The sequence below is a fragment of the Mesorhizobium prunaredense genome (genome assembly GCF_900156895.1).
GTDB lineage: Bacteria > Pseudomonadota > Alphaproteobacteria > Rhizobiales > Rhizobiaceae > Mesorhizobium > Mesorhizobium prunaredense.
Genome location: NZ_FTPD01000056.1, coordinates 131,053 through 151,311, shown reverse-complemented (window position 1 = coordinate 151,311; position 20,259 = coordinate 131,053). Strand labels below are relative to the sequence as shown.

Sequence of the window (20,259 nt, the reverse complement as noted above, 5' to 3'; positions counted from 1 at the left end):
GCGCCCCCCTCTGGCCTGCCGGCCATCTCCCCCACGAGGGGGGAGATTGGCTAATCTCGGACCCTCAACCCAGCGCCCGCAGCTTCGCCTTCACTTCAAGGAAATCCCGCCACGCTAGCTTCTTGTGCGCGGGGGTTCTCAAGAGGTAGGCCGGGTGAAGCGTCGGCATGGCTGGAATGGCAATGCCGGCGGCGGTCGTGTGGACGCGCCAGTTGCCGCGCAGCCGCAGGATGCCCTCTGTGGTGTTGAGAAGGGTGCTTGCCGAGGGGCCGCCCAAATTGACCAGCACCTTGGGATTGACCAGCTCGATCTGCCGTTCGATGAACGGCCGGCAAATCTCGGTCTCGTGCGGCGTCGGCGTGCGGTTGCCCGGCGGCCGCCAGGGAATCACATTGGCGATGTAGGCCGAGGTCCGGTCGAGGCCGATCGCGGCCAGCATCCGGTCGAGCAGCCGGCCCGAGCGGCCGACGAACGGCAATCCCTCGATGTCCTCGTCGCGCCCGGGCGCCTCGCCGACCAGCATCACCGCGGCATTCGGATTGCCGTCGGCGAACACCAGGTTCTTGGCGGTGAATTTGAGGTTGCAACCGTCGAAAGCCGCCATGTGCTGGCGAAGCTCGTCCAAGGTCGCCGCCGTCGTCGCCAGGTGTCGCGCCAATGCCGCCTGCTGCTCGTCGGGCACTGTCGCCGTACCGGACGGCGCGCGCACCGCCGGTGCCGCAGCTTGCCTTTCGCCCATTCCGGCGCGTGACAGGCTTGTCGAGCGTGGCAGCGCTGCGTTTTCACCGCTTGGCGGCGCAACAGTCGCTGGCGCCCGCTCAGGCGGCTTTGACGCAGCCTCGGCAAACCTGTTCAGCGGCTCCTCTTCGAGCGCTTCATCGACGCCGGCGCTGGCGTAGAAGGCCAGCAGCTCGGCAATATCAGGTCGGTTGTCTCGGGAAACGGCAGTCATGCTTCACATTCAGCCGCGCGGCAGGAATTTGCAACATCGCGATTGGCGCGATGCTTCATGATTTCGCCATCCAGGGCCTCCGCGACGCCGCTTCGCTCCTGCTTCGCCCTGGGTGACGAAGTAGTTCAGCTCGACGGTATACGCGGATCCTGCACCAGATAGAACGTCCAGCGGGGTGTGTAGTCGGTGATCAGGTAATCGAATTTTGCTGTCTTCAACGGGTCGATCTTGCCGCTCTTGAACAGCAGCCGGTCATAGGGTTCGAAGTCGCGATCGAAATCGGCAAAGCTGCTCGACCAGATGTTGTCAGGTGTCTTGTTGCGCTGGTCGAACGACAGGCCGTCGCCGAACACGCTCGGCCGGTGGAGTATCTCCTGGAGCTCGAACTGGAATTCGACCCAGGCCTGGCCGCTGTTGTTGAGCACGTCGACGCGCATATACATGAGGCCGTTGGCAAATTGGCCCGCAGTGCCGAAGGGGTGGATCGGCTTTGTCGTGCGGATCGTCAGTGTCACTGGTGTCGCCGAATTTAGCTCTTCGGTGATGACAAGCGGGTCCTCCTTTGTCCCGATGCCCGAGGCGCTGGTGATGCGGAAGCCGCCCAATTCGTCAGAAAAGGAGTAGGCTCCTGCCACCCAGACCCTTTGCGGCTCGGCGCGGGCGGCAACGGATGCCAGCGGAAAAAGGGCCAAAACGAGCGCCTGGCAGACCCGTCCGGGCGACAAAAAAAAGCGCGTCGATGAAAAGCCGGATGGCCCGTATGTGCGCATGGTGCGAAGTATGGCCGATAAGCAAGCCGTCGAACAATTAAAAAACGTCAGGGCAACGGCTCTCTTTGGACTGGCTTGACCCGGTTCGATGTTGGTGGACCCCCAAATCGCGATTTTGTAGTACGATGCGCGGCCTTTTTGACGAAATCGGCATTGTCACGTCAGCGCCGGTTTCGCGTCGCGAATTGATGCGCTATGCAGCGGATAAGCCAGCAAGATGCGCAAATGCGGCAGCCAGTGAGGGGTTGATGAGCGAGATCGAACGCGAAAGCATGGAATTCGACGTGGTGATCGTCGGCGCCGGTCCGGCCGGCCTCGCTGCCGCGATCCGTCTCAAGCAGGTCAATCCCGAGCTTTCCGTCGTCGTCCTGGAAAAGGGCGGCGAAGTCGGCGCCCACATCCTGTCCGGCGCCGTCGTCGATCCGATCGGCATCGACCGGCTGCTGCCGGGCTGGCGTGACGAGGAGGGACATCCGTTCAAGACGCCGGTCACGGCGGACCATTTCCTGGTCCTCGGCCCCGCCGGTTCGTTCCGTCTGCCCAATATCCTGATGCCGCCGCTGATGAACAACCACGGCAACTACATCGTTTCGCTCGGCAATGTCTGCCGCTGGCTGGCGACCAAGGCCGAGGCGCTTGGCGTTGAGATCTATCCGGGCTTTGCCGCCGTGGATTTCATTTACAGTGACCAGGGCGCGGTCACCGGCGTTGTCACCGGCGATATGGGCGTCGAGAAGGATGGCACGCATGGCCCGGGCTTCGCGCCGGGCATGGCGCTGATGGGCAAATATGTGCTGATCGGCGAGGGCGCGCGCGGCTCGCTGTCCAAGCAACTGATCGCCAAATACCATCTTTCCGACGGCCGCGAGCCCGGCAAATACGGCATCGGTCTCAAGGAACTCTGGCAGGTCAAGCCGGAGAACCATCGGCCAGGCCTTGTCCAGCACTCCTTCGGCTGGCCGCTCGACATGAAGACCGGCGGCGGCTCCTTCCTCTACCATCTGGAGGACAACCAGGTGGCGGTCGGCTTCGTCGTCCACCTCAACTACAAGAACCCCTATCTGTCGCCGTTCGACGAGTTCCAGCGCTTCAAGACCCACCCGGCGATCAGGGGCACATTCGAGGGCGGCAAGCGGCTCGGCTATGGCGCCCGTGCCATCACCGAGGGCGGCTGGCAATCGGTGCCGAAACTGTCCTTCCCCGGCGGCGCGCTGATCGGGTGTGCTGCCGGCTTCGTCAACGTGCCGCGCATCAAGGGTTCGCACAATGCCGTGCTCTCCGGAATGCTGGCGGCCGAGCATGTCGCCGAGGCGATCGGCGCCGGCCGCGCCAATGACGAACCGGCTTCCTACGAGGCGGCATGGCGGGCGACCGACATCGGCAAGGATTTGAAGAAGGTGCGCAACGTCAAGCCATTGTGGTCGCGCTTCGGCACCGCCATCGGCGTCGGCATCGGCGGCCTCGACATGTGGCTGAATTCGCTGTTCGGGTTCTCGCCTTTCGGCACGCTGAAGCACGGCAAGGCCGATTATGCGACGCTGGAGCCGGCCGCCAGGCATAAGAAGATCGCCTATCCGAAGCCGGACGGCGTGCTCACCTTCGACCGCCTGTCCTCGGTGTTCCTCTCCAACACCAACCACGAGGAAAACGAGCCTGTCCACCTGCTGGTCGCGGATATGGATCTGCAGCAGCGTTCCGAGCACGATGTCTATGCCGGGCCCTCGACACGCTACTGCCCGGCCGGCGTCTACGAATGGGTCGACAAGGATGGCAACGTCGCCGCCGATCCCGCAGCGAAGGACGTGCGCTTTGTCATCAACGCGCAGAACTGCGTCCACTGCAAGACCTGCGACATCAAGGACCCGAACCGAAACATAACCTGGGTGCCGCCACAAGGTGGCGAGGGACCAGTCTATCAAAACATGTAGTCTACCAGAGCATGTAGCCCAGCAAGCCAGATCGGCCCGGCGGCCGTCTCGACGTTGACCAAAATGAAAGCGCGTGAAGGCCTATTATATGTGCGGCGTCTAAAAGAAGTTGAAGCGGGGCGGCGCTTGTGGTTCCATTCTGACCCGGGAGATGACCATGCGCCTGGCGGTTCTGACGTGCCTTGTGGCGATTGGCGGCTTGTGCGGCTTCGCACCGTCGGCATTGGCCGACACGAAGGTGCTGGTCAAGACCCGGACCTACGACATCACTGGAACCACGGGCGCCGCCCTGATCGAGGCCATGGACCGCAACGGTCCGAAGCGGCACGGCTTCATGACGCACGCCATCGCGCTGGCCGCCTATACCGTAGATTGGGACCTTGAGGTCACAAGGGAGGGTGGTGTCTGCCGTCTGCGCCAGGCCGATGGCACGCTCGATCTCACCTACACCTTGCCGCGTTTGGCCTCAGCCGCGACACCGGCGCTGCAAAAGCGCTGGAAGCGGTTTTTCGCGGGCGTTCGTGCTCACGAGCATAACCACGGCCGCATCGCCAGGACAATGATGCGGGCGACCGAAAGATCGATCACTGGACTGGAGTTCGCCGACAACTTGTTTTGCAGCAAGACGCACCGCGAGGCGAGGCGCCGGATCAAGGCCGTCTATGCCGAATACGAGGCGAAACAGAACGCCTTCGACGCGCGCGAGCATCGCGACGGCGGCCATGTCGAGCACCTCATCAGGGCGCTGTTGCGCAAGCAGTAACTCAGCCTCGGGTCCTGCCGTTCTGTCGCACGGATGCCGTCGCGGTTTCGTGTTCGTCGACCGGCTTCTTCTGTTCCGGCCTGAGCGAGAACTCCACCATCAGCGGAAGATGGTCGGAGCCGGTGTTTTCCAGCCTCGACACCGAATGGATGAGAACCGCGCCCTTGCTGAAAACAAGGTCGATCGGCAGTCCGGCGAAGCGCAGGAATTCCGGTAGCTTGATAGGGAGCCAGGTCGGTCCCGGCGAAGGCGCCACGGTCAGCTTGCCAAGACCTGCGACGCGCCGGACAGCGGCGCTCCACGGCACTGCATTGCAGTCGCATGCCATGATCGATGTCTCGCCGAGCGAGGCGAACTCCCCCGACAATCCGCCGATCTGCCGTGACTGGTGGCGCGGCCATGGCCAGGTGAGGTGCATGGCGGCGACGTCGACGTCGGTTCCGCCGAAATCGACCGTCGCGATGGCCATCGCGCCGCGGCCATCGCAGCGCGGTTGTCTGCCGGCGGCAAACGGCCGTCTGGACAGCAGCGCAACGCCGAACACGCCATTGGGGTAGGGGCAGAGGATCCGATGGGGGTAGCTGCTGGTGAGAAGGCCAAGCTTCGCCTTCCACATGTCGGACACCTCGTCGAGGGTGATCACATCAGGCTGGGTCCGGCCGATCAGCGACAGTACTTTTTCAGGCGTCGGATTGTTGAACCGCAGGTTCATCTGCAGCAGGCGGTAGACCGCCTGGTCACCGGGATGGACCGCGTGGTCGCCAGGGTAAACGGGCTGGTCGCCGGCCTCGGCTTCGTCGGCTGCCTGGACCGGCCACAGGCGGGGCACCGACAGGGCGTTCGAGGTGGTGGCAAACGCAGCCACCGCAAAGAGCAGCGCTGTGGCCGCCTGCAGGCGAAACGAGGTCGCCAGCAGCGGCAGCGCGCAAAGCGCCATCAGCACGGCAAGATGAACGCGGAAATGAGCGAAGGAATCGAAGGCCGGATGCAGCGTTCCGAAAAACCCGGCCACCAGCGCGACCGAGAAGACGAGCATAGCTACGAATGCTGCCGACGCCATCATGTTTCGAACGGGTGCCATCTACTTTGCTTATCGGCAGAAATGCGGCCCAAAGCAAGACTACGAAATGCCCTGCCGCGCTGTTACCAAGGTCGCAGGCCGAGCGGTGCTACTGGAACGCCGTCTCCGAAAAGCTTCTGAGCTTGCGCGAATGCAACCGTTCCATCGGCATCTCGGCCAGCTTTTCCATCGCCCTGATGCCGATGGTCAAATGCTGTGCCACCTGCCGCTTGTAGAACTCGGTCGCCATGCCGGGCAGCTTCAATTCGCCATGCAGGGGTTTGTCGGAGACGCAAAGCAGCGTACCGTAGGGTACGCGGAAGCGGAAGCCATTGGCGGCGATCGTCGCCGACTCCATATCGAGCGCGATCGCCCGTGACTGCGACAGCCGCTGCACCGGCCCACGCTGGTCGCGCAACTCCCAGTTGCGGTTGTCGATGGTAGCGACTGTGCCGGTGCGCATGATACGCTTGAGGTCGTAGCCGGAAAGGCCGGTGACTTCGGCGACCGCCTCCTGCAGCGCCACCTGGATTTCGGCCAGCGGCGGGATCGGCACCCAGACCGGAAGGTCATCGTCCAGAACATGGTCTTCCCGCACATAGGCATGCGCCAGCACATAGTCGCCCAGCGCCTGGGTGTTGCGCAGGCCGGCGCAATGGCCGAGCATCACCCAGGCATGCGGCCTGAGCACCGCTATGTGGTCGGTGATCGTCTTGGCGTTTGAGGGGCCGACGCCGATATTGACCATGGTGATGCCGCCATGGTTCGGCTTCTTCAGATGATAGGCCGGCATCTGCGGCAGGCGTGGCGGCGCCACGCCAGCGCCAGCCGCGCTTTGTCCAGCCTTGGTGACGACGTTTCCCGGCTCGACGAATTCGACGTATCGGCCGCCGCCTTTCGCCATCAGCTCGTGCGCACGGGCGACGAATTCGTCGATGTAGAACTGGTAATTGGTGAACAGCACGAAATTCTGGAAATGCTGGGGACTGGTCGCCGTGTAGTGCGACATCCGGTGCAGCGAGTAGTCGATGCGTTGCGCCGTGAACGCCGCCAATGGCCTGGCTTCGCCTAACGCAACTTCGAACGTGCCGTTGGCGATCTGGTCGTCGGTGCCGTCGAGATCCGGCACGTCGAACAGGTCACGGATCGGCCGCCTGATGCGCTCGGCTGCCGCGCCGTCGACATGCGAGCCTTCCAGGAACGCGAAATGCAGCGGGATGGGCGTCGTCGATTCCGAAACCGTGACCGGAACGCCGTGATTGCGCATGATCAGGCGAAGCTGTTCGATGAGATAGCGTTCGAAAAGGGCGGGCTGGGTTATGGTGGTCGAGAAATGCCCGGGCGTCGGCATATGGCCGTAAGCCTGCCGCGAGTCGATCTGGGTGAACGAAGTCGTGGTGACACCGACCTCCGGATAAAACGCCCGGTAGCGCTTGTTGTTGTCGCCGCCTGCGGCGAGCGCCGTAAACGAATCGCGCAGGAATTTGGTGTTGCGGTCGTAGAGGGCCTGCAAGGCCGCGACGGCCTTTGCTGCATCATTGAAGATCTGCCGGCCAAACGGTTCCGGCATCACGACTGAGTCTATGGCTTGGGGATAGATTCGCTTTTCCATGACCCAATATAGAGGCTTGGCCATGCGGTTGGGAGGGGCCGAAGGGTCGTTTTTTATTTTGAATGGTTTCGATGAAGGCCGATTGGCCTAGCCACGCCGCAGGCTGACCAACAGCACAAAGCCGACGCCGGTCTTCTTCAGCGCCGGCGCTTCGATAGTCGAGACGGCATCGGCGCGCATCGTCGGCACGGCCAGAACCGGGGCCGCCAGAACCGTCAGGATGAGCGCCGCCCGTGGCAGGACCCGAAGGGTTTTCAGGACGTTGGCGACGATGCGGTTCATGGCTTTGCTTTTCTCCTCTCGAAGTCTTTGTCGGTTCAGGGGCGAAAATGGTTCACGCAACCGAACCGGCAGGAATTGGCCTGGTCCCAGGAGCGGGCCGGGCGGCCGGCCTCTGCAACGAGGATGGCGAACGCCATGCCGAACAGGCTCATCAGCAGGCAGACGATGGTGAAGCGGCGGGCGAACATGGCGTGTGTCTCCTTCAACACGCGTGAGAATGCCCTGATGCAACTGAACCGGTTCTGATGCCGGCGTTCATCTGCGGTTCAAATTTAGACGGAGTGCCGGCTGCCGACCGTCCACCGCGCCGTCATCGGCCACGAGCGTCGCCGCAGCTTGCTGCCGGCCCGCAATTCTGGCTGCCCCAAAATCTTGCCGACCCAAAACTCGCTAGCAGGGGACGAAAGATGCGCAAAAATTGGCTGTCAGGGCGCAGAAGGCGCAGCCCGCGCGATCGATCGGTGTTCGCAAACACAGAGGCGCGAACAAAAAAGGGGCCTTCGCGGCCCCGTTTTCGTTTTGCGGCAGGCGAAACGATCAGAGCTTGTGCCAAGTCTGGCCCCTGCAGATCAGCCCGCCGAGCACGCAGCCGCTCATCTTGAGCGAAGCGCCTGAGACCGAGGCCTTGCCAGAATAGGTCTTGTCGGTCTCCGGGTCGGTTATCGTCCCCGTATATTTGTTGGCGCCGGACACCTTGAACGAACCGATGCGCTTGCCGGCAAACTTGCCAGATTTGAGCGTGATGGAAAATGCGTCGCCACCGCCCGCGATGGCGGCGGTCGAACCGGCTTGCGTTTTCCAGTTGCCTTCGATCGGGTCGGCCCAGGCGGTGCCGGCCATGATCAATGTGGCCGCAAGGGCCATGCTGATTTTGCGAAACATGTTTCTCCACCGTGTGGGACATCCGGCCGGGTGTTGCGCCCCGCCAGTCTGCCTCTTACGCAAACGTAAGCTAGTCCACCTCCCGACAAAACGAAAGCGGTGCCGCTGCGGAAGACTTCGGGATTTTTTCCGGCCGCCCGAAGCGGTCTGGCCGGCGAGAAATGAAACACCGGGCATGCTGGCTTTGTCTCCCGTGGTTAGCGGAGTCTTGATTTGCGCCTCGCAAATTTTCATCAATTTTAGCCCAAACCGGCGCAATTGCTGGCTTTGCATCGTTAATGAACTTCGGCGTTTACCTCTTGTTTTAGCTTTGTTTTCCTCAAATTAAGCACGCCGTTTAACGACGGATTCAAGCCTTCGGTTCATTCTCGAAAGCATCGAAAGAGCAGCCGGCCCAAGGGTTTCCAAGGGACAAACGAGGCAGCTCTCGGGAGCCTGACAGGGGCTAGAACAGGGGATTGAAATGGCACGTTTTGAAATGCCTGAAGCCGGCTTCGGCGCCATGGGGGCAACTGCCCAGGCCGACATTCTTTTCGAACTGGGCATGATGTATGCGACCGGCCGCGATTGCGAGACCGATGTCGTCGCCGCCCACAAATGGTTCAACATCGCTGCGATCAAGGGCTCTGTCCGGGCAGCGGAACTGCGCTCGGAACTGTCGGCCGCCATGTCGAAGGTCGAGATCGCCAGGGCGCTGCGCGAAGCCCGCGAATGGATGACGATGCACTAAGTCTAGCCTGAGCTCATCAGGGCCCGGAGTTCATCAGACACTGAGATCACCGACAGGGACGCTTCAAGGCCGCGCAAGACGGCCGGACCGGCAAGAACAAGGCCGCGCAAACGGCCGGACCAACAATGACAAGAACGCTGCAGGCCGGATACGGCCCAGCTGCGCGACGGACAGGGAAGGCGAGCGGTTTCGGGGCGCGCATGGGAGCGTTCGGGATTGTTCGATCGACGAAAGCCGCGACCGGCCGGGACAAGGCCGGCGCGGCTTTTCGCGTTTCGGACCATGATCCCAAAAAGTGGAAACCGGTTTTTGGAAAAAGATCATGGTCAAACAGAAAGGCGGCAGGCCCAATCGAGTGCCGCCGATGCGCCAAGACAGGCTTGGCGAAGGGTGAAATTCTCCCACCTATTCTGGAAGAGGCGCGGCCGGGGCGGCCGTGCGCGAGTGGAGGAGTTGTATCGCCATGAAAAAGTTGGTTATTTTGAGCGCGGCCATAGTCGGCCTGGTGATGAGTGCGCCGGTTGCCTTCGCCGAAGACATCACCTTTTCGGTGGTCGGACCGATGACCGGACAGCTTGCCACCATCGGCGACCAGTTCAAGCAGGGCGCGCAAGCCGCCGCCGACGCGATCAACGCCGCTGGCGGCGTCGACGGCCGCCAGATCAAGCTCGACGTCCAGGATGACCAGTGCGATCCGAAGCAGGCGGTTTCGGTCGCCAACCGCATCGTCGCCAACGGCGTCAAGTTCATCGATGGCCATGCCTGCTCGGGCTCGAGCATCCCGGCCTCGGCCGTCTATGCCGAAGCCGGTGCGCTTATGATGAGTCCGGCTTCGTCGAACCCGGAGCTGACGGACGCGGCGGCGAAAGCCGGCTGGCCGACGATCATGCGCCTTTATACGCGTGACGATGCCCAGGGCGCCTTCATCGGTCCATGGATCGCCAAGAAATACGCCGGCAAGAACGTCGTCATCATGCATGACAAGAGCGCCTATGGGCAGGGCGTGGCCGATGCCGTCAAGGCGACGATGAACCAGAACGGCCTCAACGAGATCCTCTACGAAGGCATCAACGCCGGCGAAAAGGACTACTCGGCGCTTGTCACCAAGCTCAAGGAACTGAAGGCTGATGTGGTCTATTTCGGCGGCTACCACCCCGAGGCCGGCCTCATCTTGCGACAGTCGGCGGAACAGAACCTCAAGTTTCAGCTGATCATGCCGGACTCGATCGCCACGCCGGAATTCTGGCAGGTTGCCGGCCCGGCCGGCGAAGGCACCATGTTCGTCTTCCCGTCGGATCCGCAGGCGAAGCCCGAAGCCAAGGAAGCCATCGAAAAGATCAAGGCGGGCGGCTTCGCGCCCGAGGGCTTTACGCTGTTCTCCTATGCCGTGATCCAGGCCTTTGCCGAGGGTATCAAGCGCGCCGGCAGCGACGACCCGGCCAAGGTTGCCGAAGCGCTGAAGAATGGCCAGCCGATCAGCACCGTCGTCGGCCCTGTCACTTTCGATGAAAAGGGCGACCTCAAGAACGTCAGCTACGACATCAACCAGTGGCACGACGGCAAATACGCGCCGATCCAGCCGTAATCGCCGGCATCGCCTGGCGACAATCGGAGATGGCCGGGTCAACCCCGGCCATTTCATTCTGGGAGTGCGTCTGTGGCGCGTGTCTTCGACGTCGCCTCTTGGATGAACAGCGTCAGCCGTGGGCTTCCTCGGCAAAACGCACCAGCACCGTCCCGTCGGTGACCTGCGCGCCCTCTGTTGCGATCTCGGCGATCGTCCCGTCATGCGTGGCGGAGATCGTGTGCTCCATCTTCATCGCTTCCAGGATCAGCAGCGGCTGGCCCTTGATGACGGCTTCGCCTTTTGCCGCGCGCACCAGCTTGACCAGGCCCGGCATCGGCGCGCGCAGGCTGTCGGCACCGGCGGCGATTTCGTCGGCTCTTGCCAACGGGTCCGGCACCGCGAAGCTGTAGCCGACGGCACCCGAAAAGACAGTGACATGATCTGGCCAGCGGGCGAGGCGAGGGGCGGCGCGAAGATCAAGCGCGCTGTCATAAGGTGCGTCCAGTGCCACCTGGAAGCGCCCGTCCGGCCGCATCGACACAAGCGCGAGGATATCGTCCTCTCCGTAGCGAAGCCGCGTGCGCCGCGCGATCGCGTGGAAATGCGCATAGCCGGCAAGCGACGACCACGGGTCGCGGGTCGGCGTCTGAGCCCCGGCGCCGGACACCGCAAGTGCGGCCGCGGCGACGATCTCGCTGCTCGGCGGCGGCACTGCGGTCAGCGCTTGCTGGTGCCTGCCGATCAGCCCGGTGTCGACGTCACCTGCCGAAAAATCCGCGTCAGCGGCAAGAGCCGCGAGAAAGGCGGTGTTGACGGTCGAGCCGGCGATCTCGGTCTGCGAAAGGGCTATGCCCAGTGCTTCGAGCGCCGCCTGCCTGTTCTTGCCATGGACGACGAGCTTGGCGATCATCGGGTCGTAGAACGGCGAGATGGCGTCGCCGGCTCGCACGCCGGTCTCGACCCGCATGCTGGCGCCCTCGGGCGCTGTATCCGGAAATTTCAGGTGATGCAGCGTGCCCGTCGCCGGCAAAAAGCCCTTTGCAGCGTCCTCGGCATAGATGCGCGCCTCGAAGGCGTGTCCGGAGAGCGTGATCTCGCTCTGCGTCTTCGGCAGCTTTTCGCCGGAGGCCACCCGCAACTGCCATTCGACCAGGTCGGTGCCGGTGACCATTTCGGTGACGGGGTGCTCGACCTGCAGGCGGGTGTTCATTTCCATGAACCAGAAGCGGTCGGCCTTCAGCCCTTGCGAAGCGTCGACGATGAACTCGATCGTGCCGGCGCCGGAATAGTCGATTGCCTTGGCGGCCTTAACTGCCGCCTCCGTCATCGCCTTGCGCAATGCCGGCGTCATCCCGGGGGCGGGGGCTTCCTCGATCACCTTCTGATGGCGGCGCTGCGCCGAGCAGTCGCGCTCGTAGAGATGCACGACATTGCCGAAGATATCGCCGAATACCTGAACCTCGATGTGGCGCGGCTTGTCGATATATTTCTCGACCAGCACGCGGTCGTCGCCGAAAGCGGCCTTGGCCTCGCGCCGCGCACCCGACAGCGCCTCGGAAAAGTCGTCGGGATGTTCGACGCGCCGCATGCCCTTGCCGCCGCCACCGGCGCGCGCCTTGATCAGCACGGGATAGCCGATCTCGCGTGCCTTGGAGGCGAGCAGCACGATCTCCTGCGCCTCGCCGTGATAGCCCGGCACAACCGGCACGCCGGCCTTCTCCATCAGCCGCTTGGCCGCGTCCTTCAGCCCCATGGCGCGGATCGAGGCGGCCGACGGGCCGATGAAGACGAGCCCGGCCGCTGTCACCTGATCGACGAAGTCAGGGTTTTCCGACAGAAAACCGTAGCCGGGATGGATGGCTTGGGCGCCGGTGGCCAAAGCCGCCGCGACAATCTTGTCGCCGCGCAGATAACTTTCGCCGACCGGCGAGGGCCCGATATGCACCGCCTCGTCGGCCATCTCGACATGCAAGGCGACGGCGTCGGCGTCGGAATAGACGGCGACCGTGCGCACGCCCATCCTGCGCGCGGTGCGGATCACCCGGCAAGCGATCTCGCCGCGGTTGGCGATCAGGATTTTGGCGAACATGGGACCTCCCGGATTTTCCGCGGGCGGTGCCAGTCAGCAAGGCGACTGACTATTTGGAAAGCGCGATCTGACAGCCGCCGCTCGCAAGCCTGACTTTCCACTTTTTCAAGCCAGATTGACAGTTCCGCAGCGCCAAATCTTCCGCCGCCTTTTGCGACGGTGCGTTCAGCCGCGCGCCGCAAATGATGGAGATGTCGACGACGCGCGAATAAAAGGTCGTTGCATAGGCTGAATGACCGCTGGCCGCCACATAGGCGTTGTACGTCTTGGTACACGGATCCTTCGGGTTTCCAGCCAAAGTCGGGTAGAAACGGATGTCGCCTTTGTTGCCCGCCAGTGATTCCGCAGCGCTGCTGCCTGGAGCAGCTAATATAAGAAGCCCTGCAAGTATCGATACAGTAGTTTTCTGAGAAAGTCGCAGTCTCATCTTCGCCCCATCCCCATGGAAATTGCAAATCAGCAATAGCCGCAATTTTTCCGTCTGGCCAGTTCGATGTTTGAAAATGAGTCTGAAGGGTGTGGATGGGATTTCTCATCGGGACAGGTCACGCTCCCGCCAGGCGCAGCAACGCCTGCTGGTATAGTTCCGCCGTCTGTTGGTCGAAGCAGCAGAAGATGACGGTTTCCGGAACCGCGTCGTGGCTGATGAAGGCGCTCACGGTGCCAACGGCGATCTGCGTCGCCTGGTCCTTTGGATACCGGTATACACCGGTCGAGATCGCCGGAAATGCCACCGTCCTGCAATCCTTGGCGGCGGCGAGTTCGAGCGACCGGCGATAGCAGGAGGCCAACAATTCGGCTTCGCCCTTGCCGCCGCCTTGCCAAACCGGTCCGACCGTGTGGATGACATAGCGTGCCGGCAGCCTATAGCCTTTGGTGAGTTTTGCGTCACCGACCTTGCAGCCATTCAGCGTCCGGCATTCGGCCAGAAGCTCGGGACCGGCCGCCCGGTGGATGGCGCCGTCGACGCCACCGCCACCCAGAAGTGAGGTGTTGGCGGCATTGACGATGGCATCGGCCGCCAGCTTGGTGATGTCGCCGACATGAACGCGAATCCTCGGGTCGATCTCGTTCATCGTCACATCCTGAACACGCCGAAGCTTGTCTCCTCGATCTCGGCGTTCAGCGCGGCTGACAGGCTGAGCGCCAGCACCTCGCGCGTCTTGCCCGGATCGATGATGCCGTCGTCCCAGAGCCGGGCGGAGGAATACAGCGGGTGGCCTTCATGCTCGTATTTCATCAGGATCGGCTTCTTGAATTTTGCCTCCTCCTCCGCGCTCCATTGCCCGCCCTTGCGCTCGATCCCCTCGCGCTTGACGACGGCCAGCACGGTGGCCGCCTGCTCGCCGCCCATCACCGAAATGCGGGCATTCGGCCACATCCACAGGAAGCGTGGCGAATAGGCGCGTCCGCACATGCCGTAGTTGCCGGCGCCGAACGAGCCGCCGATGATCATGGTGACCTTCGGCACGCGTGCCGTGGCGACTGCCATCACCAGCTTGGCGCCGTCCTTGGCGATGCCGCCGGCCTCGTATTTTCGTCCGACCATGAAGCCGGTGATGTTCTGCAGGAAGATCAGCGGGATCTTGCGCTGGCAGCACAGCTCGATGAAATGCGCGCCCTTCAGCGCGCTTTCGGAAAACAGCACGCCGTTGTTGGCGATGATGCCGACCGGCATGCCGTTGAGATGGGCAAAGCCGGTGACCAGCGTGGTGCCATAGTTCTGCTTGAACTCGTCGAATTCGGAGCCGTCGACGATGCGGGCGATCACTTCACGCACGTCATAGGGCTGGCGCAGATCGGTCGGTACGATGCCGTAGAGCTCATCCGCCGCATGAAGCGGCGGAATCGGATCGCGAAGTGCCAGTCCGATCTCCTTCTTTCGATTCAGGTTCTTGACGATGCGGCGGGCGATCGCCAGCGCATGCTCGTCGTCCAGCGCAAAATGATCGGCAACGCCGGAAAGCCGCGTGTGGACCTCGGCGCCGCCCAGTTCCTCCGCGCTGACGTCCTCGCCGGTGGCGGCCTTCACCAGCGGCGGACCGCCGAGGAAGATGGTCGCCTGGTTGCGTACCATGATCGTCTCGTCCGACATCGCCGGCACATAGGCGCCGCCCGCGGTGCACGAACCCATGACGCAGGCGATCTGCGGAATGCCAGCAGCCGACATGTTGGCCTGGTTGTAGAAGATGCGGCCGAAATGGTCGCGGTCGGGAAACACCTCGTCCTGGTTGGGCAGGTTGGCGCCGCCGCTGTCGACCAGATAGACGCAAGGCAATTTGTTCTGCAGCGCGATCTCCTGGGCGCGCAGATGCTTCTTCACCGTCAGCGGATAATAGGTGCCGCCCTTCACCGTGGCGTCGTTGACCACGACCATGACTTCGATGCCTTCGACGCGGCCGATGCCGGTAATGATGCCAGCCGATGCGATGTCTTCGCCATACATCGACCACGCGGCGAACTGGCCGATTTCAAGGAATGGCGAGCCGGTGTCGAGCAATTGGGCGAGGCGCTCGCGCGGCAAAAGCTTGCCGCGGCTCTGGTGGCGCTCACGCGCTTCATCCGAGCCGCCACGCTCGACGGTTGCCGCCTTTTGCGAAATGTCGGCGACCAGCGCCCGCATGCGCTCGGCATTGGCGCGGAAGGTGTCGGAGGCTGGCGAGATCTGGGAAGTAAGAGCGGGCATTGACGGACCTCAGATGATATCATATTTTAGTATCAATTGCGCTCTCGCCCTGACCCAAGTGGAGTCGGCCGTTAAGGTATTCGATTTGGGAGGGGCGAAGGTCATGAAGGCCGCACATCGGCAGACGCTGGACAGAATATTTGCGAATCCGGTCAGCACGTCGATCAAAGGCGGGATGTCGAGGCATTGCTGGTGGCAATCGGTGCGCAAGTTTCGGAAGGGCGAGGCTCGCGGGTGCGTTTCCACGCTGAATGGGGTAACTCTTCGCCTGCATCGGCCGCATCCGTCGCCAGATACAAAGTCATACGTGATCCGAGAGATCAGGACGTTTCTCATCGATTCAGGTGTCGAGTTATGAAGCCTTACAAGGGATATCTGGGGACGATCGAGTTCGATGAGACCGACCTGGTGTTTCACGGTCGTATCATGGGCATTCGCGACATCTTCACATATGAAACCGCTTCGGCAGAAGAATTGCTGAAAGCCTTCCACGAATGTGTCGACGACTATCTTGAATTTTGTGCCGAGCAGAACAAGGAGCCGGAAAAGCCATTTTCGGGCAAACTTGCTCTGCGCACCACGCCGGAAGTCCACCATCTTGTCAGCCGGGCGGCAGCCAGCGACGGCAAATCGATCAATCAATGGGTGTCGGACACGCTGGCCGAAGTCGCTCGCAAACGTGTCGCCGAGGGTTCGACAAAGGTCCGAACCCGCGCGCATTAGCTCTCCTCTGACATGATTTTCGTGCACGATCCACCAGGCCATTGGCGTTACCGGATCAGTTCGATCTTGCAGCCGATATCCAGGTCGCCCCAGTCACGGTCGGCGGTGACGGCTATGGCGTTCTCGCGAATTGCCAGCGCCAGGCAGGCCCGATCGCCCAGCGACAAGCCGCGATGCCGCGTCAGCTCGCGAAGCTGACCGGCGGCGATGCCCATCATCTCGTCGAAAACAGCGACCGGCATGCCGAGGCTGGCGAGGTCGTCCGCGGCCTCTTCCATGCTGCGTCCCTTGTCGATCAGCTTGGCGATAATTTCGGCCGCATTGACGGAGCTGCATTGCGCATCCGGCGCGAAGCCCAAGGCGATATCGGTGCCTTTCTCGTTGAGCAGAATCGCAAGCGCCGCCGAACTGTCCATGACGTAAGCTTTCACTTCGCTCCCTTCCTCGCCGTTCCTTCGGCATGAAGCCGGTCCAAACGTCTATCGCTTCGACGCTGTTCTTCCCGCCGCTCCTTCAGAAATTCGTCGACGACACTTTCGCCGGGCTTTTTCAAAGCCGACAATTCGGCCTGGACGCGCCGCAGGTTCTGAAGCCACGACCTTACCCGCAACTCGCCGTTCTCGACATGAAGGATCAAGTCCTCACCAGGCTTCACGCCCATTTCCTCGCGCATCGCAGCCGGGATAACGAAACGTCCGCCCTCGCCAAGCCTGACGCGCTCGCGTTTCGCTGGCACCCGGAGCGGAGTTTTTTGAGCGCCGGCCTCGAATTGTGTTGGCGGATTTTCGTCAAACCCAGCCTTCCCCGTCCCGTTCGTCATATTCTGCCTCGTTCCAGAAATGTGACATATTCCTAAATCATGGCATAGTGTGCCATTTCTGGCAAATATTTCAGAATACTTGACTAGACTCCTTCCGCCATGATTTCCCGCCCGATCAGCCAGCGGCGGATCTCGCTGGTGCCGGCGCCGATCTCGTAGAGCTTGGCGTCGCGCAAAAGCCGGCCGGTCGGATAGTCGTTGATGTAGCCATTGCCGCCCAGCAGCTGGATGGCGTCGAGCGCCATCTGCGTCGCCTTCTCGGCAGCGAACAACACGCAAGCTGCGGCGTCCTTGCGGCTCGTCTGGCCGCGGTCGCAGGCAGCGGCGACGGCATAGACATAGGCGCGCGCGGCGTTCATCGTCGTATACATGTCGGCGAGCTTGCCCTGCACCAGCTGGAACTCGCCGATCGGCTGACCGAACTGCTTGCGTTCGTGCACATAGGGGACCGCCACATCGAGGCACGCCGCCATCAGCCCGAGCGGGCCGCCGGCGAGCACCGTACGCTCGTAGTCGAGACCCGACATCAGCACCTCGACGCCGCGCCCTTCCTCGTGCAGCACATTGTCGAACGGCACTTCGACATCGGAAAAAACCAGTTCTCCGGTGTTGGAGCCGCGCATGCCGAGCTTGTCGAGCTTTTGCGCGACGGAGAAGCCGGCCATCGATTTTTCGACGATGAAGGCGGTGATGCCGCGCGACTGGAGCTCCGGATCGGTCTTGGCATAGACCACCAGCGTCTCGGCGTCCGGGCCGTTGGTGATCCACATCTTGGTGCCGTTGAGCACATAGAGGTCGTTGCGTTTTTCCGCGCGCAGTTTGAGCGATACGACATCGGAGCCGGCGCCGGATTCCGACATTGCCAGCGCGCCGACCTTTTCGCCGGTGCACAGCGCAGGCAGATATTTCTCCTTCTGCGCCGGCGTTGCCCAGCGATTGATCTGGTTGACGCAGAGATTGGAATGGGCGCCGTAGGAGAGGCCGACCGATGCCGAGGCGCGCGAAATCTCCTCCATCGCGACGACATGGGCGAGATAGCCCATGCCGGTGCCGCCGAAATCCGGATCGGCGGTGATGCCGAGCAGGCCGAGCCCACCGAGCTCGGCCCACAGATGCGCCGGAAATTCATTCGAGCGGTCGATCTCGGCGGCGATCGGGGCGATCTTGTCCTGGGCGAAGCGCCGCACCAGGTCGCGCAGCGCCTCGATGTCTTCGTCAAGCCCGAAGTTGAGTGTGTGCGTGTACATGCCGTTCCTCCCGGCGCATGCCCGAAATCGAATCGATTTTCGCGGTGAATCATGCGCAAATAAAAGTGCTACAGTGTCCTTTGCTCGCCGGTGCTGGCCGCTGCTCCAACCAGGCGCATTGTCATTGAAAGATATGTGGCGGTTACTTCAGAGATCGATAGCCGCTCGCCCGGCCGGAACCAGACGATGACGCCGGTCATCATCTGGATCAGCGCCATGGCCGTCAGCCCGGTGTCTTCGACGTCGAAGACGCCGGCCTCTGCGCCGTCGCGCAAGATGACGCGCAGCTCCTTTTCATAGGCGGTGCGCATACGCAGGATCTGCGTCAGGCGGTCATGCGACAGGCTGCGCAATTCCATGTTCGAGACATGGGTGGAATGGCGGCGTTCGATGTGGAAGGCGATGTGGTTTTCGACATAGGCGGCGAGCCGGGTCGCCGGATCGGCCGCGGCCGGGCGCGCCGCGTCCCACGCCTCGATCAGTCCTTCCATGTGCTCGCGCATCAGCGTGAACAAAAGGTCTTGCTTGGTCGGAAAATAGCGGTAGAGCGCCGCCGCCTGGACGCCGACCTCGGCGGCCAGCTGGCGCATCGACATCGCCTCATAGCCGAGACGCGCGATCAGGCTGACCGCCGCCTCGCGGACCGCTGCTTCGGTCTTTTCGCCGTCGGAACCGGTCGTGCGCGCCATGGAAGCCTCGTTGAGAGGTGTAAGAATAAAACGAACGTTCAATTAATTCAAGAAGTAGTCGTATTTCCGAAACGATGGCGTTCCTTCGCGCCCCCTCTGTCCTGCCGGACATCTCCCCCACGAGGGGGGAGATCGGCAGTTCCAATGGCCGCGCTTTTCTTCAACGTAAGAGATTGGCGAAAGCTGAAGTGACAGCCAATCTCCCCCCAAGTGGGGGAGATGCCAAGTGGTGGCAAAGAGGGCAGGACATAGGGGGGCGCTGTCCCGCAGGCATCAAAAAGTCCTGCAGGGTCTTGACGAAGGCGTTAGCTCCCCCGTGCCGCCGCCAGCGCGCCGGGCAATTCCTCGGCAAAAATGTCGAGCTCGTGGTCGAGGCCGACGCTGACCCTGATGCAGCGGTCAAGCCCCGGCACCATCGGCTTGCGGATGAAAACATCGCGTGACAGCAGCGCCTGCAGCACCTTCAGCGCGAAGGCGCCGTCGCCGCAGTCCAGGGTGACGAAATTGGTAGCCGAGGGCAGCGGCTTCAGCCCATTGGCCTCGGCGATCCCGGCGATGCGCCGGCGGCCCGAAGCGACCCGCGCCACCACGCTTTTGAGATAGTCCTGATCGGCCAGCGCCTCGACGCCAGCGATCTGCGCCATGCGGCTGACGCCGTAGTGGTTGCGGATCTTCTCGAAATCACGGATCACCTGGGCGTCGGCCACCGCATAGCCGCAGCGTATGCCGGCCAGCCCGTAGGCCTTCGAGAAGGTGCGCATGCGGATGACGTTCGGCCTGGAGATATCGATCGGCGGCAGCGCCGAGGTCGGCCCCAATTCGCTATAGGCCTCGTCGAGCACCAGCATGGTGGTCTCCGGCAGGGCTTCGATGAAGCGGATGAGCTCCGCCGCCTCCCACCAGCTTCCCATCGGATTGTCCGGGTTGGACAGGTAGACCAGCGGCGCTTTGTCCGTGGCGACCGCAGCCAACAGGCCGCCCAGGCTTTCCCGGTCGTTCTCGTAGGGGACCGCGACCAGCCGGCCGCCGACGCCGGCAATATGGAAATTGAAGGTCGGATAGGCGCCGAGCGAGGTGACCACCGCGTCGCCCGGTGCCACATACATGCGCGCCACCAGGCTGAGCAACCCGTCTATGCCTTCGCCGACCACCACGTTTTCGACGCCAACGCCAAGATGCGCGGCAACAGTCACCTTCAAATCGTGATTGTCGGGATCGCAATACATCCACATGTCGCGGGCGATGCCGGCCATGCGGGCTATGACGCGCGGCGAGGGCCCGAAACTGCTCTCATTGGCGCCGATGCGGGCGCGAAACGCGCGACCCCGATCCCGCTCCTGCGCCTCCGGGCCGACAAACGGCACCGTCGAGGGAAGCGCGCTGATGATCGGCGTGAGGGGAGGGTGCTGGCGCATGGCAAAGGCTCGCTCGAAAAGGGCCTTCTTGCTAGCGCGGCACA

General features: G+C 62.6%; 21 protein-coding genes. 5 read left to right on the top strand and 16 right to left on the bottom strand.

All coding sequences use genetic code 11. The features are described 5' to 3' along the window. Positions 1-64 precede the first annotated feature (64 nt). Both BQ8794_RS28290 and BQ8794_RS28285 read right to left on the bottom strand, forming a co-directional pair. Positions 65-952, bottom strand: a complete 888-nt coding sequence (locus BQ8794_RS28290) for a uracil-DNA glycosylase (RefSeq protein WP_077381944.1) — start codon at positions 950-952, stop codon at positions 65-67. Between the two features lie 125 nt (positions 953-1,077). After that, positions 1,078-1,722 (bottom strand): hypothetical protein, encoded by a 645-nt coding sequence (locus tag BQ8794_RS28285; protein WP_077381942.1) that lies wholly within the window; start codon positions 1,720-1,722, stop codon positions 1,078-1,080. A gap of 248 nt (positions 1,723-1,970) precedes the next feature. On the opposite strand from BQ8794_RS28285, the gene BQ8794_RS28280 reads away from it, so the two are divergent. Beyond that, the gene (locus BQ8794_RS28280; RefSeq protein ID WP_077382238.1) at positions 1,971-3,650 is read left to right on the top strand and encodes an electron transfer flavoprotein-ubiquinone oxidoreductase; all 1,680 of its coding nucleotides are present in this window, start codon (positions 1,971-1,973) and stop codon (positions 3,648-3,650) included. A gap of 157 nt (positions 3,651-3,807) precedes the next feature. Further along, positions 3,808-4,413, top strand: a complete 606-nt coding sequence (locus tag BQ8794_RS28275) for a DUF922 domain-containing protein (RefSeq protein WP_077382236.1) — start codon at positions 3,808-3,810, stop codon at positions 4,411-4,413. 1 nt (position 4,414) lies between these two features. Here BQ8794_RS28275 and BQ8794_RS28270 read toward each other — a convergent pair whose 3' ends face one another. The 5 genes from BQ8794_RS28270 to BQ8794_RS28255 all read right to left on the bottom strand — a co-directional run bounded on the left by BQ8794_RS28270 (position 4,415) and on the right by BQ8794_RS28255 (position 8,249). After that, positions 4,415-5,494: an endonuclease/exonuclease/phosphatase family protein gene (locus BQ8794_RS28270; protein ID WP_077381940.1), complete on the bottom strand. Its 1,080-nt coding sequence runs from the start codon at positions 5,492-5,494 to the stop codon at positions 4,415-4,417. Positions 5,495-5,582: 88 nt separating this feature from the next. Further along, positions 5,583-7,043 (bottom strand): AMP nucleosidase, encoded by a 1,461-nt coding sequence (locus BQ8794_RS28265; RefSeq protein WP_244555129.1) that lies wholly within the window; start codon positions 7,041-7,043, stop codon positions 5,583-5,585. A gap of 129 nt (positions 7,044-7,172) precedes the next feature. Then, positions 7,173-7,367 carry a hypothetical protein gene (locus tag BQ8794_RS28260; protein WP_077381936.1) on the bottom strand — a complete coding sequence of 65 codons (195 nt, stop codon included), beginning with the start codon at positions 7,365-7,367 and terminating at the stop codon, positions 7,173-7,175. 35 nt (positions 7,368-7,402) lie between these two features. Next, positions 7,403-7,555, bottom strand: a complete 153-nt coding sequence (locus BQ8794_RS35805; protein WP_167378865.1) for a hypothetical protein — start codon at positions 7,553-7,555, stop codon at positions 7,403-7,405. Between the two features lie 349 nt (positions 7,556-7,904). Beyond that, a complete protein-coding gene (locus BQ8794_RS28255; RefSeq protein ID WP_077381934.1) occupies positions 7,905-8,249 on the bottom strand; it encodes a DUF2147 domain-containing protein in 345 nt (114 codons plus the stop codon). Between the two features lie 463 nt (positions 8,250-8,712). On the opposite strand from BQ8794_RS28255, the gene BQ8794_RS28250 reads away from it, so the two are divergent. Continuing rightward, positions 8,713-8,979 (top strand): SEL1-like repeat protein, encoded by a 267-nt coding sequence (locus tag BQ8794_RS28250; RefSeq protein ID WP_027152750.1) that lies wholly within the window; start codon positions 8,713-8,715, stop codon positions 8,977-8,979. Between the two features lie 463 nt (positions 8,980-9,442). Further along, positions 9,443-10,564 (top strand): ABC transporter substrate-binding protein, encoded by a 1,122-nt coding sequence (locus BQ8794_RS28245; RefSeq protein WP_077381932.1) that lies wholly within the window; start codon positions 9,443-9,445, stop codon positions 10,562-10,564. A 112-nt stretch (positions 10,565-10,676) separates the two neighbouring features. Here BQ8794_RS28245 and BQ8794_RS28240 read toward each other — a convergent pair whose 3' ends face one another. The 4 genes from BQ8794_RS28240 to BQ8794_RS28225 all read right to left on the bottom strand — a co-directional run bounded on the left by BQ8794_RS28240 (position 10,677) and on the right by BQ8794_RS28225 (position 15,321). Further along, complete coding sequence (locus BQ8794_RS28240; RefSeq protein ID WP_077381930.1) at positions 10,677-12,635, bottom strand: acetyl/propionyl/methylcrotonyl-CoA carboxylase subunit alpha; 1,959 nt, start codon at positions 12,633-12,635, stop codon at positions 10,677-10,679. A 49-nt stretch (positions 12,636-12,684) separates the two neighbouring features. Then, on the bottom strand, positions 12,685-13,062 hold the full coding sequence (locus tag BQ8794_RS28235) for a hypothetical protein (RefSeq protein WP_077381928.1): 378 nt from the start codon (positions 13,060-13,062) through the stop codon (positions 12,685-12,687). Between the two features lie 118 nt (positions 13,063-13,180). Next, positions 13,181-13,711, bottom strand: a complete 531-nt coding sequence (locus BQ8794_RS28230) for an O-acetyl-ADP-ribose deacetylase (RefSeq protein WP_077381926.1) — start codon at positions 13,709-13,711, stop codon at positions 13,181-13,183. Positions 13,712-13,713: 2 nt separating this feature from the next. Next, complete coding sequence (locus BQ8794_RS28225) at positions 13,714-15,321, bottom strand: carboxyl transferase domain-containing protein (RefSeq protein ID WP_077381924.1); 1,608 nt, start codon at positions 15,319-15,321, stop codon at positions 13,714-13,716. A gap of 192 nt (positions 15,322-15,513) precedes the next feature. Between BQ8794_RS28225 and BQ8794_RS28215 the strand changes: the two genes are divergently transcribed. Next, positions 15,514-16,044, top strand: coding sequence for a type II toxin-antitoxin system HicB family antitoxin (locus tag BQ8794_RS28215; RefSeq protein ID WP_244555140.1), 531 nt, complete (start codon positions 15,514-15,516; stop codon positions 16,042-16,044). Between the two features lie 47 nt (positions 16,045-16,091). Here the strand turns inward: BQ8794_RS28215 and BQ8794_RS28210 are convergent, their stop codons facing one another. The 5 genes from BQ8794_RS28210 to BQ8794_RS28190 all read right to left on the bottom strand — a co-directional run bounded on the left by BQ8794_RS28210 (position 16,092) and on the right by BQ8794_RS28190 (position 20,215). Beyond that, on the bottom strand, positions 16,092-16,475 hold the full coding sequence (locus BQ8794_RS28210; RefSeq protein WP_077381920.1) for a type II toxin-antitoxin system VapC family toxin: 384 nt from the start codon (positions 16,473-16,475) through the stop codon (positions 16,092-16,094). Then, positions 16,472-16,705, bottom strand: a complete 234-nt coding sequence (locus BQ8794_RS36855; RefSeq protein WP_244555139.1) for an AbrB/MazE/SpoVT family DNA-binding domain-containing protein — start codon at positions 16,703-16,705, stop codon at positions 16,472-16,474. The genes BQ8794_RS28210 and BQ8794_RS36855 overlap by 4 nt, the downstream gene beginning before the upstream one ends. A gap of 242 nt (positions 16,706-16,947) precedes the next feature. Further along, positions 16,948-18,111 (bottom strand): isovaleryl-CoA dehydrogenase, encoded by a 1,164-nt coding sequence (locus BQ8794_RS28200; RefSeq protein WP_077381916.1) that lies wholly within the window; start codon positions 18,109-18,111, stop codon positions 16,948-16,950. 68 nt (positions 18,112-18,179) lie between these two features. Continuing rightward, positions 18,180-18,800, bottom strand: a complete 621-nt coding sequence (locus BQ8794_RS28195; RefSeq protein WP_077381914.1) for a TetR/AcrR family transcriptional regulator — start codon at positions 18,798-18,800, stop codon at positions 18,180-18,182. A 305-nt stretch (positions 18,801-19,105) separates the two neighbouring features. Next, positions 19,106-20,215: a pyridoxal phosphate-dependent aminotransferase gene (locus BQ8794_RS28190; RefSeq protein ID WP_077381912.1), complete on the bottom strand. Its 1,110-nt coding sequence runs from the start codon at positions 20,213-20,215 to the stop codon at positions 19,106-19,108. Positions 20,216-20,259 lie beyond the last annotated feature (44 nt).